The following is a 15,294-nucleotide window of genomic DNA, read 5'->3' on the forward strand; positions in this document are numbered from 1 at the left end:
AGCTAAAGCTGCCCTTTTTATTGGTCATTTCTTGGGTGCCGCTGTTAGCTAGCCGGCCTGAAGGCGCTGGCTGACCGATGCCAGCTTGACCGAGTTGCAGAAGACGGCCATGGCCTTGTCGATATCCTCAACAGTGGGGAAAGAAGGGGCCAGGCGAATATTGCAGTCCTGTGGATCTTTGCCATAGGGGAAGGTTGCGCCAGCAGGGGTGAGCTTGACACCTGCTTCTGCTGCCAGTTTCACTACTTCACTGGCCAGCCCCGGACGGGTGTCAAAGGAAATAAAGTAGCCGCCCTCAGGGGTGCTCCAGCTGCCCAGATCAGAATCCGCAAAATTTTTCTGCAAGTGGTCCAGAACGCAGGCAAAGCGAGGCTTCAGCAATTCTGCATGCTTGATCATATGAGCGCGCAATTGTTGTACGTTGCTGATGACACGGAGATGGCGCAGTTGATTTACCTTGTCCGGGCCGATGGTGGCGATTCCCAGATGGTTTTTCATGGCCTTCAGATTGACGGCCGAAGCGGCCATAAAGGCAACCCCAGCCCCGGCAAATGTGACTTTTGAGGTAGAGCCGAACTGTAGCACCGAGTCTTCAGTGCCTGCTTTTCGGCAATAATCCATGATATTGGGCAGCTCCGCAGGATCATCTGTCAGGTCGTGAACCACATAGGCATTGTCGTAGAAAATACGGAAATTATCGGCAGCAATGGTGCCCAGATTGGCCAGCCGTTCTACCGTCTCGGCGCTGTAGATACAGCCCGTTGGGTTGGAATATTTGGGGACGCACCAGATGCCTTTGATGGACTGGTCGTTACGGACCAGAGACTCAACCACATCCATGTCAGGGCCGTTGTCATCCATGGGCACATTGACCATTTCAATGCCAAGTTCTTCGCAAATGGCAAAATGGCGGTCATAGCCGGGAACCGGGCAGAGGAATTTTACCTTGTCCTCGTTACGCCATGCCGATGTGGGACCGGTGAAGCCAAATTGCCAGCCAAACAGGGCTGAGAAATACATTAAGGTCAGGCTGCTGTTGCCGCCGACCAGAATGTCTTCGGCTTTGACGCCGAGAATATCCGCGGCCAAGGCCTTCATGCCGGGGAGTCCATCAATGCCGCCGTAGTTGCGGGTGTCCGTGCCGTCGTCGGCGATATAGTTGCCTTTCAGAGCTCCATCCAGGTCATTGGCCAGGGATAGCTGGCTGGCAGAGGGTTTGCCTCTGGTTAGGTCCAGATTGAGACCTCCTGCCACAAAAGACTGGTGGTTGGTGGTAAGTTCTTTATGCCATTGTTGCAACTGCTCGCGGGTTGCCTGTTCGACGTACACTTGATTTCCTCGTAAACGGGGTGATTGATAGGTGTCTTCCGGTTCAGTTCAACAGCCTATGGGTTGTTGATGGCGCTGGGTCAGCCGATAAAACGGGTACATTGTAATACATTCACCTGTTGACCACCTCTCTCGTTGAAGCCCAAAAACCTGGCTTCGGGCGAAGAGACGAATATCGATCCTGGTGTATTATTGCTCACAAAAAAGGCCTAACAACCTGTGGTGTTAAGCCTTTATCTTGTATGGTAGCTACGGGTGGACTTGAACCACCGACCCCAGCATTATGAATGCTGTGCTCTAACCAGCTGAGCTACGTAGCCATTGCTCTTTTAGAGAGGGCGCGAATTTTCTCGATTTTGCCAGGGGTTGTCAAGGCGTTTTCCGCAGTCGGTTGCGCGACGCTTTTATCCTTTCGTGGGCAATTCATGATCCCGATAATGGGGGTCCAGCCAGCATTGGGGCAGGGATTCCCCGGATAGAAAAACCAGGTGTGCTTTAGGGATGGTTTCCGGCTCCTGCGCTTCTTCCCCGTAGCGATAGCGCCCGGCAACGTCTTGGCGAAAAGGATCGAACAGATCCTGCAAAGACAGAATTTCAACCAGGTGACCGGAAGGTTCCTCTTTCATGAACATGATGTTCCCTCCTGGTGATTGTTTGTAGAGAGTTAATCTATATATAGCATGCGGTAGATGCTGCCAGCGTAATCATCAGAGATATAAATACTGCCATCGAGCCCTTCTTCTATATCCACAGGTCTACCAATCACCTGTTGGTTTTGTCGTAGAAAGCCTGTGAGAACATCTTTGATACTGATAGTGCCCTGCTGGTCCCAGCGCAAAGCAACCACCTTGTAACCGTCGGGCTCGCTGCGGTTCCAGGAGCCGTGCAGCGCGACTAAGGCGGTGCGCTGGAAAGTTTCCGGTCTGTTGCTATGGCGCATAAAATGGATGCCCAGGGGTGCATTGTGGGCAGGAAAACCATAGGACGGTGAAAGACTGGATGTCAGCAAAGATTCTTTACCCTGGCCGAGATCGGGGTCCAGCTTCCCGAAGCCATTGATATAAGGCCAGCCATAAAACCCGCCAGCCTGAATCAGGTTGAGCTCACAGGGTGGAAAATGATCCCCCAGCATATCGCGTCCGTTATCGGTGGCGTAGAGTTGGTTGCTCCAGGGTGTCCAGTCGAAGCCGACACTGTTTCTCAGGCCGGTAGCAATAATCTCCTCGCCACTACCATCCGGTTGGTAGCGCATCATTGCAGCACGGCGCGGGTCTGATTCCTCACAGACATTACAGCTTGAGCCGACAGTTAAATACAGCAGGCCGTCAGGGCCAAAGCGGATGCTCCGTGTCCAGTGGCCGCCGCCGGGGGGTAGGTCGGTGATCAGTCGCTGGTAGTCGCCCACTGGCTCGCCGGATGTCCAGTCCATCGCCACGCGCCCCACGGCATTGGTTTCTGCCACATACAGCCAGCTGGTGTTGCCGTCATCAAAAATCTCGATACCGTGAGGGCGTTTCAGGTTGGAGAGAATCACCCGGTTGTTATCGGCCTGTCCGTCGCTATTGGTATCGGCAAGAAGGATGATCGAACCGGTAGGGGGTGAGCTGACCAGCAACTGGCCATGGGGGGCGGTTTTTAGAATCCGTGGTCTGGTGAGATTGTCGGCAAATACTGTAAGTTGCAAGCCAGGCGTTATAACCAGTGAATCAGCGATGCGGTGGCTGGTTTCCGGGCTGCCGGCACCCGAGATAGAATTGAAAATGACGGCGAAGCTGCTGATCTGCAGTCCCGGCACAAAGCGAGTGGCGAGGAAAACTGCCAGAACAAGCAGTAACAGCAGCAGTGTGAAGATCCTGAGTGAATAGTGCATCGCTTCATTATAGAAGCTACGCACCCGTATGACAGTCCGGCATGGGTGTCTCCCATGCCGGCAGTTAGAGGCTTGGGTTTAGACGTTAAACCGGAAGTGGATGACGTCGCCGTCTTGGACCACGTAGTCCTTACCTTCGAGGCGCCATTTGCCGGCGTCCTTGGCACCCTGCTCACCTTTGCAGGCGACAAAATCGTCGTAGGCTACGACTTCCGCGCGAATAAAGCCTTTTTCGAAGTCAGTGTGGATTTTTCCGGCAGATTGAGGGGCTGTGGCACCAACAGGAATAGTCCAGGCGCGGACTTCCTTGACGCCGGCGGTGAAGTAAGTCTGCAGCCCTAGTAGGGAATAACCAGCGCGTATCACGCGGTTAAGTCCCGGCTCCTCCATACCCATTTCCTGCAGAAATTCGAGTTTTTCCTCGTCTTCCAATTCAGCGATTTCTGCTTCCAGTTTGTTGCAGATGGGTACGACCACAGCCCCTTCCGAGTCGGCAATTGCCTGTACTTGATCGAGATATGGATTGTTCTCGAAACCGCCCTCATCGACATTGGCGATATACATGGTGGGTTTCAGTGTCAGCAGACTCAGGGAGCGGATGGTTTTCAGGTCATCCTTGTCGAGGCCAAAGGAACGTAATGGCTTGGCTTCGTTGAGATGTGGCAGGATTTTTTCCAGTACAGCCTTCAGGGCGATGGCGTCTTTATCCTGACCCTTGGCAGCCTTGGCGGATCGCAGCAGAGCTTTTTCAACCGTTTCCAGGTCGGCAAGGGCTAATTCAGTATTGATTACGTCGATATCTGCGGCGGGGTTGATCTTGCCCTCCACGTGCACGACGTTGTCGTCATCAAAACAGCGGACCACGTGGGCAATGGCGTCGGTTTCGCGGATGTTGGCAAGGAATTGGTTGCCGAGACCCTCTCCCTTCGATGCCCCTGCAACCAGGCCGGCAATGTCCACAAACTCCATGGTGGTGGGAATGATGCGTTCAGGTTTGACGATCTCAGCCAGTTTGTCCTGCCGTGGGTCTGGAATGGGCACAATGCCGGTGTTGGGTTCTATGGTGCAGAATGGGAAATTTGCCGCGTCAATACCCGCTTGGGTCAGCGCATTGAACAGGGTGGATTTGCCCACGTTGGGCAGGCCGACGATTCCGCAATTAAAACCCATAATGATTTCCTGAATACTGTTTCTGCCCGGTGGGCCTAGTTATTGGTATGAAGTTTTTTCATGGCGTCGTTCCAGCGTCCGGCAACGGTATCGCCAATGACATCTAACGCCTGATCAATACTCTGTTCGATGAGCTCCTGCTCACTGGCCGGGGCGCGTTTCAACACAAAATTAACAACTTCACTGGCGTGCCCGGGGTGACCGATACCCAGCCTTAATCGCGCAAAGTCTCGGTTGTTGCCCAATGCCTGGATGGTATCCCGTAGACCATTGTGTCCGCCGTGGCCGCCGCCCAATTTCAGGCGTGCTGTACCGGGGCTGAGGTCGAGTTCGTCGTGGGCCACAAGAATGGCTGTCGTCGGGATACGGTAGAAGCTGGCCAGCGCTGCGATGGCTTTGCCGCTGCGATTCATGAACGTGTCGGGGATCAACAGCCACACCGGAGCGCCATCGATGATAGCTTTGGCGGTTTTGCCAAAAAACTTGCTTTCGGGCGTCAATTCTACGGAGTAGCGGTTTGCCAGTGCCGCAACAAAATCGGCCCCGGCATTGTGACGGGTTCGGTCATATTGTGGGCCGGGGTTTCCCAGCCCCACAATGAGCTGAACGGGCGTATCCAATGTCGGGGCCTGCTGGTGTCTCTGAAGACAGAAAGAGTGGTTGATTACTCTTCGGACGCCTCTTCGTTATCACCTTTGTCTGCAGGTTCTTCGTCAGTTGTTTCTTCAACAGCTGCCTTGGGCTTGTTGATGGTGAAGATGGGCTGGTCGTGCTCTGCACCATGGCTCAGCTCTACACTTTCCACCCCGGATGGCAGGGCAATGTCAGAAATGTGCAGAACACCGCCAATATCAACTGCACTGACATCCACTTCGATGTACTCGGGCAGGTCGGCGGGCAGACAGCTGATGTCCAGCTCTGTCATGTTGTGGGAAATGATACCGCCACCCATTTTCACACCGACACAGATATCTTCGTTGATGTAGTGGAGGGGAACCTTGGTGTGCAGTTTCTGGGTCTTACTGACGCGCAGGAAGTCTGCATGGATCACGACGGTTTTGGACGGGTGACGCTGAAGATCCTTGAGGATCACGTCCTGGTCGTTACCGTCCACCGAAATGGTGATGATGTGCGAGTAAAACGCTTCATTTTGCAGTGCGTGTTCCAGCTCGTTGCTCGCGATGCTGATGTTTTCCGGTGCATTTTTGCCACCATAGATAATGGCAGGCACCAGGTTGGCCTCACGACGCAGGCGGCGGCTCGCACCTTTCCCCATGTCATTGCGGACCATGGCATTCAATTTAAAATCATCGGACATTGCCTTGACTCCTAATTATTCCCATTGCGATCCGCGACCAGAATCGTAGTGGGAGTGAAATAAGCCCTGATGGGCAGTTAAGTAAACAGCGCTAGTCGAACATAGCGCTGATGGATTCCTCATTGCTGACCCGGCGCATGGCTTCTGCCAGCATCGGAGCCAGGCTCAAGACGCGGACTTTCCCGCAGTGGCGGGCAGCTTCGCTGAGTGGAATACTGTTGGTGACCACGAGCGTGTCGAGGGAAGAGTTCTCGAGGTTTTCGATAGCTTTACCCGACAGTACAGGGTGGGTGCAGCAGGCAACAACCCTTTTCGCACCGTGCTCTTTGAGCGCATCGGCGGCTTTGCATAGGGTGCCTGCAGTATCCACAATGTCGTCAACCAATAGGCAGGTGCGGCCTTCTACCTCACCAATAATGTTCATTACCTGTGCCTGATTCGCTTCGGGACGACGTTTGTCGATAATGGCCAGGTCAGTGTTCAGTTGTTTGGCCATGGCGCGGGCGCGGACAACGCCGCCAATATCGGGCGAAACAACGGTCAGATCTTCATAATTCTGCCGTTCAACATCAGAGAGCATAACGGGCAGACCGTAGACGTTATCTACGGCACAGTCGAAAAAGCCCTGAATTTGCTCGGCGTGAAGGTCAACGGTCATCACGCGGTCGACGCCTACATTAGTGAGCATGTCGGCGACCACTTTGGCGCTGATGGGAACGCGGATGGAGCGAACGCGGCGATCTTGGCGGGCATAGCCGAAATAGGGCAGTACGGCGGTTATGCGACCCGCAGAAGAGCGGCGAAGGGCGTCGATGATGAGCATCAACTCCATCAGGTTTTTATGTGTCGGTACACAGGTGGGCTGAACCACAAAGACATCGCGACCGCGCACGTTCTCGCGAATCTCGACATTAATTTCGCCATCAGAAAACTGGCACACCAGCGCATCACCCAGACTCAGGCTGAGGTAGCGAGCGATTTCATTTGCCAGCTCCGGGTTAGCATTCCCGGAGAAAACCATCATATTTGCCACGGCTTTTTTCCTGATCGGGGTCTTGGTGCAGCTAACCCAAAGGAATATGGCTGGGGTGGGAGGACTCGAACCTCCGAATGACGGGATCAAAACCCGTTGCCTTAGCCACTTGGCGACACCCCAGTAGTCAGTTGTGTGACGGGAGCTTGTCAAGCAAGGGTGACCGGTTGACCCCTTGTGCAACAAAGCCTTGCCAAGGCGCCGGCATTTGTTTCAGGACTGATCTCGCATCAGCTTCTGAATCAAAGCGGGCAAATAGGCAGGCACCTGTTCCCGTCAATCGAGCATCGGCAAATTGAGCGAGCCAGAGGCGTGCTTTTTTTACCTGAGGATATAGAGCCTCAACGACTGTCTGACAGTCATTCCGGCCACCCTGCTCGAGAAAGGCGCGTATTTTGATCGGATGCGTGTTTCTTGTCAAACCCTGATGCGCGAAAATTGTAGCGGTAGAAACCTGTGTGTCCGGGGCCAAAACCAGGTACCAGTAAGGCTTCATTTCCACTTTTGTGAGTTGCTCGCCAACCCCTTCTGCCCAAGCGCTGTGACCAAAGATAAATACGGGTACATCGGCGCCTAGTTGCTGGCCAAGGAACATCAGTTTTTCCCTGGACCAGTTCAGCTGCCAGAGCGTGTTCAGCGCCATCAGTGTCGTGGCAGCATCACTGCTACCACCACCCAGGCCGCCGCCCATTGGTAGTTGCTTGTGTAGATGGATGGCGGCCCCCATTTTGCAGCCGCTTTCTTGCTGTAGCAGTCGAGCTGCCCGATAGATCAGATTGTCTTCAGGAGGAACCGCCTCCAGGGTTGGTGTGACCCTGATGACTCCGCTGGAATCGACTTCAATGTCCAGCTGATCTCCAAAATCCAACAACTGAAACAGGGTTTGTAAGTTGTGATAACCATCCGGACGGCGCCCGGTGATATGCAGGAACAGGTTGATTTTCGCAGGAGCAGGCAGTGACAGCATCAATGATTTTCCATGTCCAGGTGCCACTGCTTGATGACCAGCGTGAAACTGTATTCTCCGCTGTTCCCGCGGATACGACCGGGCAGTATCCACGGGCCGACCTGTTGGTAGCCTGAGAATTGTAATTGCCAGTTGGCCTGGGTAAGGGTCGACAGGGTGCCATCCAGATTGTGGCTGCTGACATCCTGGGTCGTGTTGGGTGCAGGTATGCCGCGAATCCAGAAATGTAGTTCATCCACGGGCCACTGCCAGCCAAACAGCTGCTCAGTGAGGGCTGCAGGCGAAGGCGAATAGAGGGTCTCCTTGCCGCTGCGGCGCAGCTCTGCGTGATGACTGTTGCCCAGAATCTGGGTGGCACCCGTGCCGAAAGGTCCGCTTAACAGTAACTTGAACGCGTCTGATGACTGCTGCCAGTTCAGCCATGCACTGCCGCCATCGCGACTGTCACGATAGCCCAACTTGCCTTCCAGCTGCCAGCTGTTGAAGTTCTGGAGCGCGGACTGGTGTTGTTGCCAGTCTGATATGACCGGCTCGGGTCGGGGTGTGTGGCTGGCACAGGCGCCAAGAAACAGCGTGGCAAATATCAGGGCTAACAGACGCACTAACTATTCCGCCTGCAGGCGCTGCATGGTTTCGAGAATGATAGGGTTGTCGGGATGCTGCTCGAGGATTTGCTGCCAAATCTGAAGCGCTTCTTCCTGCTGGTCATTAGCCCACAGCGCTTCGCCCAGATGCGCTGCAATTTCGGGGTCTGGCATTTTTTCCAGCGCTTCCTGCAGGTGGATGATGGCCGTATCGTATTCTCCGAGCTGGAAGAGCACCCACCCCAGGCTGTCGATAATGGCCGGATCGCCGGGATTCAGTTCCAGTGCTCGCAGGATCAGTTGTCGCGCTTCCTCGTAGCGATCCGTATGCAGAGTGAGGGTGTAGCCGAGGGCGTTAAGCGCCATGGAATTATTGGCGTCCTGGGCAAGGATGGCGCGGAGGTCCTGCTCCGAGCTAGCAAAATCATTTTCTCGTTCACTGAGAATAGAGCGACTGTAAAGCAGTGAAATGTTGTTGGGGAAATGCTCCAGTGCTTCGCTGAGAATCAGGCGCGCATCGCCGATCAATTGATTCTCCACCAGCAATTCAGATTCGATCTGATAGAGTTGCGCGGAATAGTGGGGGTATTCCAGGCGCAGCTGGCTCATATAGAGTTGTGCGCTGCTAAGTTGTCCGTTGCTGGCCATGAATCTACCCAGCTTCACTACGGCTGGCAGGAATTTGGGACCGTTTCTGACCGCGCGATAATGCAGAAGCACCGCATCGCTGTTGTTTTCTTCCTCAGCCAGTTGGCCCAGTTCGTAGTGGGCGGCTGCCGCCATGTTGGGGTTCTTGCTGAGCTGGGTATACAGTTCTCTGGCTTCCTCGTTTTTGTTGAGCCCACGGCAGACCAAAGCCAGGGTGTATGCCAGTTCGGCATCGTGGGGGTACTGCACCATCAGGGTATTCAGTTGTTGATAGGCTCCGAGCAGGTCATCTTCAGCCAGGAAGCGGGCATATTGCAGTCGCAGTCTTTTACTGTCTGCTAGACCATCCAGCACGGTGCCGAGGAATTTTGTGGCTTCCTGTTTTTTGCCCAGCTGGTGAAGTAGCTGGGCTTTCAGCATGATGGCACTCTCTTTCGCCGGTGCCTGTTCAAGCAACTCATCGACGGTGGCCAGCGCTGTCAAGAACTGGCCTTGCTGGCGGAGAAGCATGGCATAGGTCAGCAACACGGTTTCATCTCTGGGCAGTCGTGAGCGCAAATCGGTGTAGGCATCCAGTAACGTCTGGCGTTGCGCCGGTGTGGAGCCGCCCGCACTCACCGTCAGGCCCATGATGGGTTCCTGGTCACCCTGTTTAAGCGCAAATTCCGCATGTTGCAGGGCTTCTGTCAGACGGCCTTCCCTGCCCAGCGACAATGTGGCAACGCTACGGGCGTCGAGGTTGTCCGGTTCAATGTCGCTCCACAGCAAGGACATTTCCAGCAGCGCAGGGTGGTTTTCGGCATAGGCGGCGACGCGGGCCGCTCTCGCAACAATTCCCGGGTCCCGGGTCGCTCTGGCCTGTATCAGATAATTGGATAGCGCCAAAGGCAGGTTATTGTCCATGCCTGCCAGTTCTGCCACCAGGAGGTCGTAGAGGGTTTCTGTGGGGAATGCCCGCACCGGGTATTCCACAGCCTCTTCGTCAGCCTTTGGCTGTTCCCCTGGAGCTGTAGTGGGGACAACCGCTGCTGGCTGATCACTGACGACCTGATTGCCTTGGGGGGTGGAACAGCCCGTCAGGATGACTGAACAAGCCAAAAGCGTCGGCATGGCGATGCCGGAGAGACGGGTAAAGTGTTGAAACAATTTTGGCTCTTTCAATGGTGAATATCGGATTCGTCGGGCAATGGTTGGATTAATGTCATTATAGGCGGCCTCATTGTAGCCAATAACTCAGACAATAAATCAAGGCCTTTAGTGCCAAGAGCCTGAATTTCTATACCGCTTGTCTTTGCAGGTCGAGAATCGGACAATTGCGGGCTCACTTCCAAGCTCCGTTTTCATGACCATTTTTGCTCTGGGCATCAACCACCGAACCGCCCCTCTCGATATCCGGGAGAAGGTGGCTTTTGCCCCGGAACAGATGATGGAAGCGTTGCAGGGCCTGGCAGATGCTGCCGCGCTTAAGGAAGTCGCGATACTTTCTACCTGTAATCGTACGGAAATATACGCGGAAGGTGAGCAGGCGGATCAGGTACTACACTGGCTTGCCCAACAGCGGCGCATCTCCCTGGAGCAGCTGCAGAGTTGCCATTATCTCTTGACCGATTCCGACGCCGTTCGCCATATCATGAAGGTTGCCTGTGGACTCGATTCCATGGTGCTCGGTGAGCCGCAAATTCTGGGTCAATTGAAATCCTGCTACGCCGTGGCCCGTGAGGCAGGAAAAGTGTCGACAGTGCTGAACCAGCTGTTCCAACAGGCTTTCAGTATTGCCAAGCGGGTGAGAACAGAGACCGCCATCGGGCAAAGCCCGGTGTCAGTTGCCTACGCTGCCGTCAGTCTCTCTCAGCAGATTTTTTCTGACTTGCGGGATGTGCGGGCGCTCTTGATCGGAGCGGGGGAGACGATTGAGCTGGTCGCCCGTCACCTTCAGGAGAAAGGCGTTAGGGAAATCACGGTTGCAAACCGCACCCTCAGTCGGGCGCAAGACCTTGCGGAGCAGTTTTCAGCCCAGGGCATTCTGTTGTCCGAAATACCCGACTATCTGCACAGGGCAGATATGGTGATTTCCTCCACGGCCAGTCAGTTGCCGATTCTGGGCAAGGGAGCTGTTGAATCGGCACTTAAACTACGCAAGCACAAACCCATCTTTATGGTGGATATTGCGGTACCGCGAGATATCGAGCCTGAGGTGGCAAAGCTTCAGGATGTCTACCTGTATACCGTTGACGACCTGCAGGCCGTTATCGATGAAAACATACGCTCCCGGCAGAGTGCCGCTGGTGAGGCAGAGGATATTGTCGAACAGGGAGTTGCGGGCTGGCAGAGTCAGCTGCGCGCGCTGAACGTGGTGGACACGATTCGTGCTTTTCGCAGCAGCGCCGAGGAAGCCAGGGATCATGAACTGGAAAAGGCGCTGGCTTCTCTGCGCGCCGGCCAGGCTCCGGAGCTGGTCCTGAAAAGCCTGGCGCGTAACCTCACCAACAAATTAATGCACACCCCGACTACGCGGTTGAAGCAGGCCGGTGAACAGGGCCTGACAGAACATATTGACTTGGCGCATCACCTGTTTGGCCTCAAAAAACCCGACGACGGGTCTGAACCCTAACCACCTTTAAGAAGATAAAGAGAGTTAATGAAAGCCTCCATCCTGGAAAAATTACAGCATCTTTCCGACCGCTATGAAGAAGTGAGTGCACTCCTGAGCGATCCCGAGGTGATTGCTCAGCAGAATCGCTTTCGCGATTTATCCCGCGAATATGCGGAGCTTGAGCCTGTGGTTAAAAGCTATGGGGACTATCAGCGGGTTCAGGTCAATATCGATGAAGCCAGCCAATTGCTGAAAGATGCTGATGCGGATATGCGGGAAATGGCCCAGGAAGAGCTTCAGGAGGGGGAGGCGCGTCGCGCTGAGTTGGAAGTCGACCTGCAAAAATTGCTGTTGCCCAAGGACCCCAACGATGAAAAAAACGTATTCCTGGAGATTCGCGCCGGTACCGGTGGCGATGAGGCGGCCATTTTTTCCGGTGACCTGTTTCGTATGTACAGCAGGTATGCCGAAAAACAGCGCTGGCAGGTTGAGGTTATCAGCGAGAGCCCGGGGGAGCACGGTGGCTACAAGGAAATCATTAGCCGCATTGTCGGGCAGGGGGTGTATTCCCTGTTGAAGTTTGAATCCGGTGCGCACCGTGTACAGCGTGTGCCTGATACGGAATCCCAGGGCCGTATTCACACTTCCGCCTGCACGGTGGCCATTATGGCCGAAGCTGATGAGCTGGAAGACGTGGATATCAACAAAAATGACCTGCGTATTGATACCTTCCGGGCATCCGGTGCAGGTGGTCAGCACGTTAACAAGACGGACTCGGCCATCCGTATTACTCATATTCCCTCGGGTATCGTTGTGGAATGTCAGGACGAGCGCTCACAGCACAAGAACAAGTCCAAGGCCATGTCGCTGCTGGCGGCACGATTGAAAAATGCCCAGGAAGAATCGGCGGCCAAGAATATCGCCGATGAGCGCCGTTCACTGGTGGGCAGCGGCGATCGCTCCGAACGTATCCGCACCTACAATTATCCCCAGGGGCGCGTCACCGATCACCGCATCAACCTGACCCTCTACAAGCTCGATGAGATCATGGAGGGTGAGCTCAATGAGGTCATTCAGCCGTTGATTAACGAGTACCAGGCGGAGCAACTTGCCGCCCTGTCCGGGTAGACTGTGGTCGAGACTATTGCCAGCCTGTTACGGCGTAGTGCAGCACTTGCCAGTGTCAGCGACACCCCGCGTCTGGATATCGAAGTACTGCTGGGCCATGTGCTGCAAAAATCCCGTACCTATCTTTTTACCTGGCCGGAGCATGCCCTCAGTGAAGACGAATACCGGTTGTTTGAAGCGCTGTTCGAGAGGCGCCTGCGGGGCGAACCGGTAGCCCACCTGACGGGGAGCCGGGAATTCTGGTCCCTGTCCCTGTCGGTTTCCCCGGCCACGCTGATACCGCGCCCTGATACCGAACTATTGGTAGAAACTGCACTTCAACTGCCATTGCCTGAAAGCGCGAAGGTAATCGATTTGGGCACTGGCACCGGTGCGATTGCATTGGCGCTAGCCTGTGAGCAACCCGCATGGCAGGTAGTTGCCGTTGATGCAGTTGATGCTGCTGTGATACTGGCGGACACAAACCGTCGCCAACTGGGTCTGCTCAATGTGGACATTCGCCAAAGTGACTGGTTTGCCGCTCTAGGAGACCTGCGGTTTGACCTGGTGATCAGTAATCCACCCTACATCGATTCATCAGACCCACACCTGCAACAGGGCGATGTGCGCTTCGAGCCGAAGTCTGCACTGGTGGCTGAGGGGGGAGGGTTGGCGGACCTGGAAACCATTATCCAGCAGGCGCCAGTGCACCTGAATAACGGTGGATGGCTGTTGCTAGAACACGGCTGGCAGCAGGCACAGGCGGTCAGGGAGCTAATGCAGGCAGCGGGGTTTGATCGGGTCGAAACCCGTCAGGATCTCGGCGGGCGGGACCGCGCGACACTGGGCCAGTGGACGGACTCCGCCTGAAAAACTATTTCAGTGTGCGGTATTGGCCGCCGTGGAAAATTAGCGGTTCCAGAGGCTCATTGCTGAACTCCAGTACCCGGCCCACAAGAATGATGTGATCTCCGCCGGGGTGCCGGTGTTCAATTCGGCACTGGAAATGGCAGGGGCAGTCGTCCAGGATGGGCAGTCCATGCAGGCCCGGATGCCAGTTAACATGATCAAACTTGTTCTGCTCGGAACCGGCAAACAGTTGTGAAATAGCCTGTTGGCCGCTGTGCAGAATGTTTACGGCAAAATGATCCGTCTGCTGAAACAGTTCAAACAGCCGAGAGTCACGCCCCACGCACCAGGAGACCATGGCAGGTTCGAGTGAAACAGAAGAGAAACTGTTGGCGGTCATCCCCCTGGGGTTGCCCTGTCCATCCAGGGCCGTAATCACAGTGATGCCGGTGGCAAAGTTACCCATAGCATTGCGCAGCTCGCGCTGAGGGTTATTGGTCATTGTTATTATCCCTTGGGGGTCAGTTGGTGGCTTTGCCACCGATGTCTTTCCGGGTTACTCGCTAAAACTCAGCGTCTGGTAACGCCAGGCGGTGAGTTTTTCAGGTTCAATATTCTGGGGTATCCCGGCTTTTTCTTTCAATTGCGCCAGAAAAGCGGCTTTCCCTGGCAGGCTATTCCACACGCTGGGCAAGAACGTGGCCCGGTAGTGCCCGGACTCGATAATTAACCCATCCTTGCCCGGTGTGAGTTGTTCCAGCAGTGCCTCCTCGCTGTCGAACTCCAGTGCTATGGGAGTGGTCAGCACGGAAATATCGATGTCGATATGGGCTTCCTCATCCAGGGTGAGCCGGGGAAATCTCGGGTCATCCACGGCGGCTGAAGCCGCATTATGCACCGCGTTTTCGACTAGCGGTTGATGTGCTTCGAGTGAGCCTATACAGCCCCGCAGTTTGCCGTCAATTTTCAGGGTGACAAAACAGGCAGCTGTCTGTTGCAGAGCGGGGCTGAAAGCAGTCTTGTCGATGTTCAGGTCCCGGTCAAACAACAGCCTGACGCGGATGCTTTCACGGCACAGGGACAGCAGAGTCTGGCGGTCATCGTAATTCAGCTCAATAAAGGGCATAGCGTTCAACACAGGGCATAGGCGCCATATCCTACCACGCGATCGCGGTCACCTGCGGTGTCCCCCGAGTTGCGAAGATCCAGAGTGGTGATGGCGAGTTGTTTTTCCTTTGCTACGGCCAATAATCCGTTTACGGCTCTGCATCCGCAAGCCTGTTCGCCGTTTAGCGTACCATTTAATGATTCGATCATCGCGCTGGTATGGCGGTCGATTTGTCGGGCCTCACTGTAGGAATGGTAGTGACTGAGATCACTGCTGACTACGACCAGTGTTTCCTCTCCACCCCAGCTGGCGCGCAGGGTGTCGGCCACCAGTTGTGGGTTGGCGTCTCCCACCACCAGTGGCAGCAACAGAAATTCTCCCAAGACACTTTGCAAAAATGGCAGCTGGACTTCCAGGCTGTGTTCCCATTGGTGGGCATCGCTGCGCACGGCGATCAGGCCCTGGCTTTGCAGCTGGTGAATTGACGACCGGTCGACAGTAATGTCACCCAGGGGGGTTTGAAACAGGTCTTCTTCCGGAGCGGCAAGGCCCCGAAAAGCGACCTGGTGAGACGGGCCAAGTAACACCACTCGCCGAATCCGGTCGGCATAGGTCTGCAGCAGCCGGTAGGCGCTGGCGGCAATCGGGCCGGAGTAGATATAGCCTGCGTGGGGAACGATCAATGCCTTCGGGCGCAGAGGGGTGCCCGGTTGGCTAT

At 55.1% G+C, this 15,294-nt stretch carries 16 protein-coding genes and 2 tRNA genes; 3 read left to right on the plus strand and 15 right to left on the minus strand.

Annotation, left to right across the window (positions count from 1 at the left end):
* Nucleotides 1–48: 48 nt before the first annotated feature.
* From ACYZYZ_RS01540 to ACYZYZ_RS01595, 12 genes are all read right to left on the minus strand, one after another.
* A complete protein-coding gene (locus tag ACYZYZ_RS01540) occupies nt 49–1,329 on the minus strand; it encodes an aminotransferase class I/II-fold pyridoxal phosphate-dependent enzyme (protein ID WP_305169778.1) in 1,281 nt (426 codons plus the stop codon).
* A 243-nt stretch (nt 1,330–1,572) separates the two neighbouring features.
* Nucleotides 1,573–1,649: transfer RNA gene (locus ACYZYZ_RS01545), tRNA-Met, on the minus strand.
* 84 nt (nt 1,650–1,733) lie between these two features.
* On the minus strand, nt 1,734–1,961 hold the full coding sequence (locus ACYZYZ_RS01550) for an acetyltransferase (protein ID WP_305169779.1): 228 nt from the start codon (nt 1,959–1,961) through the stop codon (nt 1,734–1,736).
* A 32-nt stretch (nt 1,962–1,993) separates the two neighbouring features.
* Nucleotides 1,994–3,223 carry a PQQ-dependent sugar dehydrogenase gene (locus tag ACYZYZ_RS01555; RefSeq protein ID WP_305169780.1) on the minus strand — a complete coding sequence of 410 codons (1,230 nt, stop codon included), beginning with the start codon at nt 3,221–3,223 and terminating at the stop codon, nt 1,994–1,996.
* A 54-nt stretch (nt 3,224–3,277) separates the two neighbouring features.
* Nucleotides 3,278–4,369: a redox-regulated ATPase YchF gene (gene ychF / locus ACYZYZ_RS01560; RefSeq protein ID WP_461482989.1), complete on the minus strand. Its 1,092-nt coding sequence runs from the start codon at nt 4,367–4,369 to the stop codon at nt 3,278–3,280.
* 35 nt (nt 4,370–4,404) lie between these two features.
* Complete coding sequence (gene pth / locus ACYZYZ_RS01565; protein WP_461482990.1) at nt 4,405–4,989, minus strand: aminoacyl-tRNA hydrolase; 585 nt, start codon at nt 4,987–4,989, stop codon at nt 4,405–4,407.
* A gap of 44 nt (nt 4,990–5,033) precedes the next feature.
* A complete protein-coding gene (locus ACYZYZ_RS01570) occupies nt 5,034–5,687 on the minus strand; it encodes a 50S ribosomal protein L25/general stress protein Ctc (RefSeq protein WP_461482991.1) in 654 nt (217 codons plus the stop codon).
* Between the two features lie 91 nt (nt 5,688–5,778).
* Nucleotides 5,779–6,711, minus strand: a complete 933-nt coding sequence (locus ACYZYZ_RS01575) for a ribose-phosphate pyrophosphokinase (protein WP_305170148.1) — start codon at nt 6,709–6,711, stop codon at nt 5,779–5,781.
* Between the two features lie 56 nt (nt 6,712–6,767).
* Nucleotides 6,768–6,843: transfer RNA gene (locus tag ACYZYZ_RS01580), tRNA-Gln, on the minus strand.
* Nucleotides 6,844–6,847: 4 nt separating this feature from the next.
* Nucleotides 6,848–7,687: a 4-(cytidine 5'-diphospho)-2-C-methyl-D-erythritol kinase gene (gene ispE / locus ACYZYZ_RS01585; RefSeq protein WP_461482992.1), complete on the minus strand. Its 840-nt coding sequence runs from the start codon at nt 7,685–7,687 to the stop codon at nt 6,848–6,850.
* Entirely contained in the window at nt 7,687–8,289 is a 603-nt protein-coding gene (gene lolB, locus ACYZYZ_RS01590) for a lipoprotein insertase outer membrane protein LolB (protein ID WP_305169786.1), read from the minus strand. The genes ispE and lolB overlap by 1 nt, the downstream gene beginning before the upstream one ends.
* Nucleotides 8,290–8,292: 3 nt before the next feature.
* Nucleotides 8,293–10,065 carry a tetratricopeptide repeat protein gene (locus ACYZYZ_RS01595; protein WP_461482993.1) on the minus strand — a complete coding sequence of 591 codons (1,773 nt, stop codon included), beginning with the start codon at nt 10,063–10,065 and terminating at the stop codon, nt 8,293–8,295.
* Between the two features lie 196 nt (nt 10,066–10,261).
* On the opposite strand from ACYZYZ_RS01595, the gene hemA reads away from it, so the two are divergent.
* The 3 genes from hemA to prmC are packed head-to-tail and all read left to right on the plus strand — an operon-like array spanning nt 10,262 to nt 13,489.
* Nucleotides 10,262–11,530 carry a glutamyl-tRNA reductase gene (hemA, locus tag ACYZYZ_RS01600; RefSeq protein WP_461482994.1) on the plus strand — a complete coding sequence of 423 codons (1,269 nt, stop codon included), beginning with the start codon at nt 10,262–10,264 and terminating at the stop codon, nt 11,528–11,530.
* A gap of 27 nt (nt 11,531–11,557) precedes the next feature.
* Nucleotides 11,558–12,640 carry a peptide chain release factor 1 gene (gene prfA, locus ACYZYZ_RS01605; RefSeq protein WP_461482995.1) on the plus strand — a complete coding sequence of 361 codons (1,083 nt, stop codon included), beginning with the start codon at nt 11,558–11,560 and terminating at the stop codon, nt 12,638–12,640.
* A gap of 3 nt (nt 12,641–12,643) precedes the next feature.
* Nucleotides 12,644–13,489: a peptide chain release factor N(5)-glutamine methyltransferase gene (prmC, locus tag ACYZYZ_RS01610; RefSeq protein WP_461482996.1), complete on the plus strand. Its 846-nt coding sequence runs from the start codon at nt 12,644–12,646 to the stop codon at nt 13,487–13,489.
* Between the two features lie 4 nt (nt 13,490–13,493).
* Here prmC and ACYZYZ_RS01615 read toward each other — a convergent pair whose 3' ends face one another.
* The 3 genes from ACYZYZ_RS01615 to amrB form a co-directional block, all read right to left on the minus strand.
* The gene (locus ACYZYZ_RS01615; RefSeq protein WP_305169791.1) at nt 13,494–13,970 is read right to left on the minus strand and encodes a flavin reductase family protein; all 477 of its coding nucleotides are present in this window, start codon (nt 13,968–13,970) and stop codon (nt 13,494–13,496) included.
* Nucleotides 13,971–14,024: 54 nt separating this feature from the next.
* Nucleotides 14,025–14,606, minus strand: a complete 582-nt coding sequence (amrA, locus tag ACYZYZ_RS01620) for an AmmeMemoRadiSam system protein A (protein WP_305169792.1) — start codon at nt 14,604–14,606, stop codon at nt 14,025–14,027.
* Nucleotides 14,600–15,294 (minus strand): AmmeMemoRadiSam system protein B (gene amrB / locus ACYZYZ_RS01625; RefSeq protein ID WP_461482997.1); only part of this gene is annotated, 695 nt, incomplete at its 5' end. The genes amrB and amrA, both read right to left, overlap by 7 nt.

This window comes from Porticoccus sp., from assembly GCA_023261185.1.
In the GTDB taxonomy this organism is placed as follows: domain Bacteria; phylum Pseudomonadota; class Gammaproteobacteria; order Pseudomonadales; family Porticoccaceae; genus Porticoccus; species Porticoccus litoralis.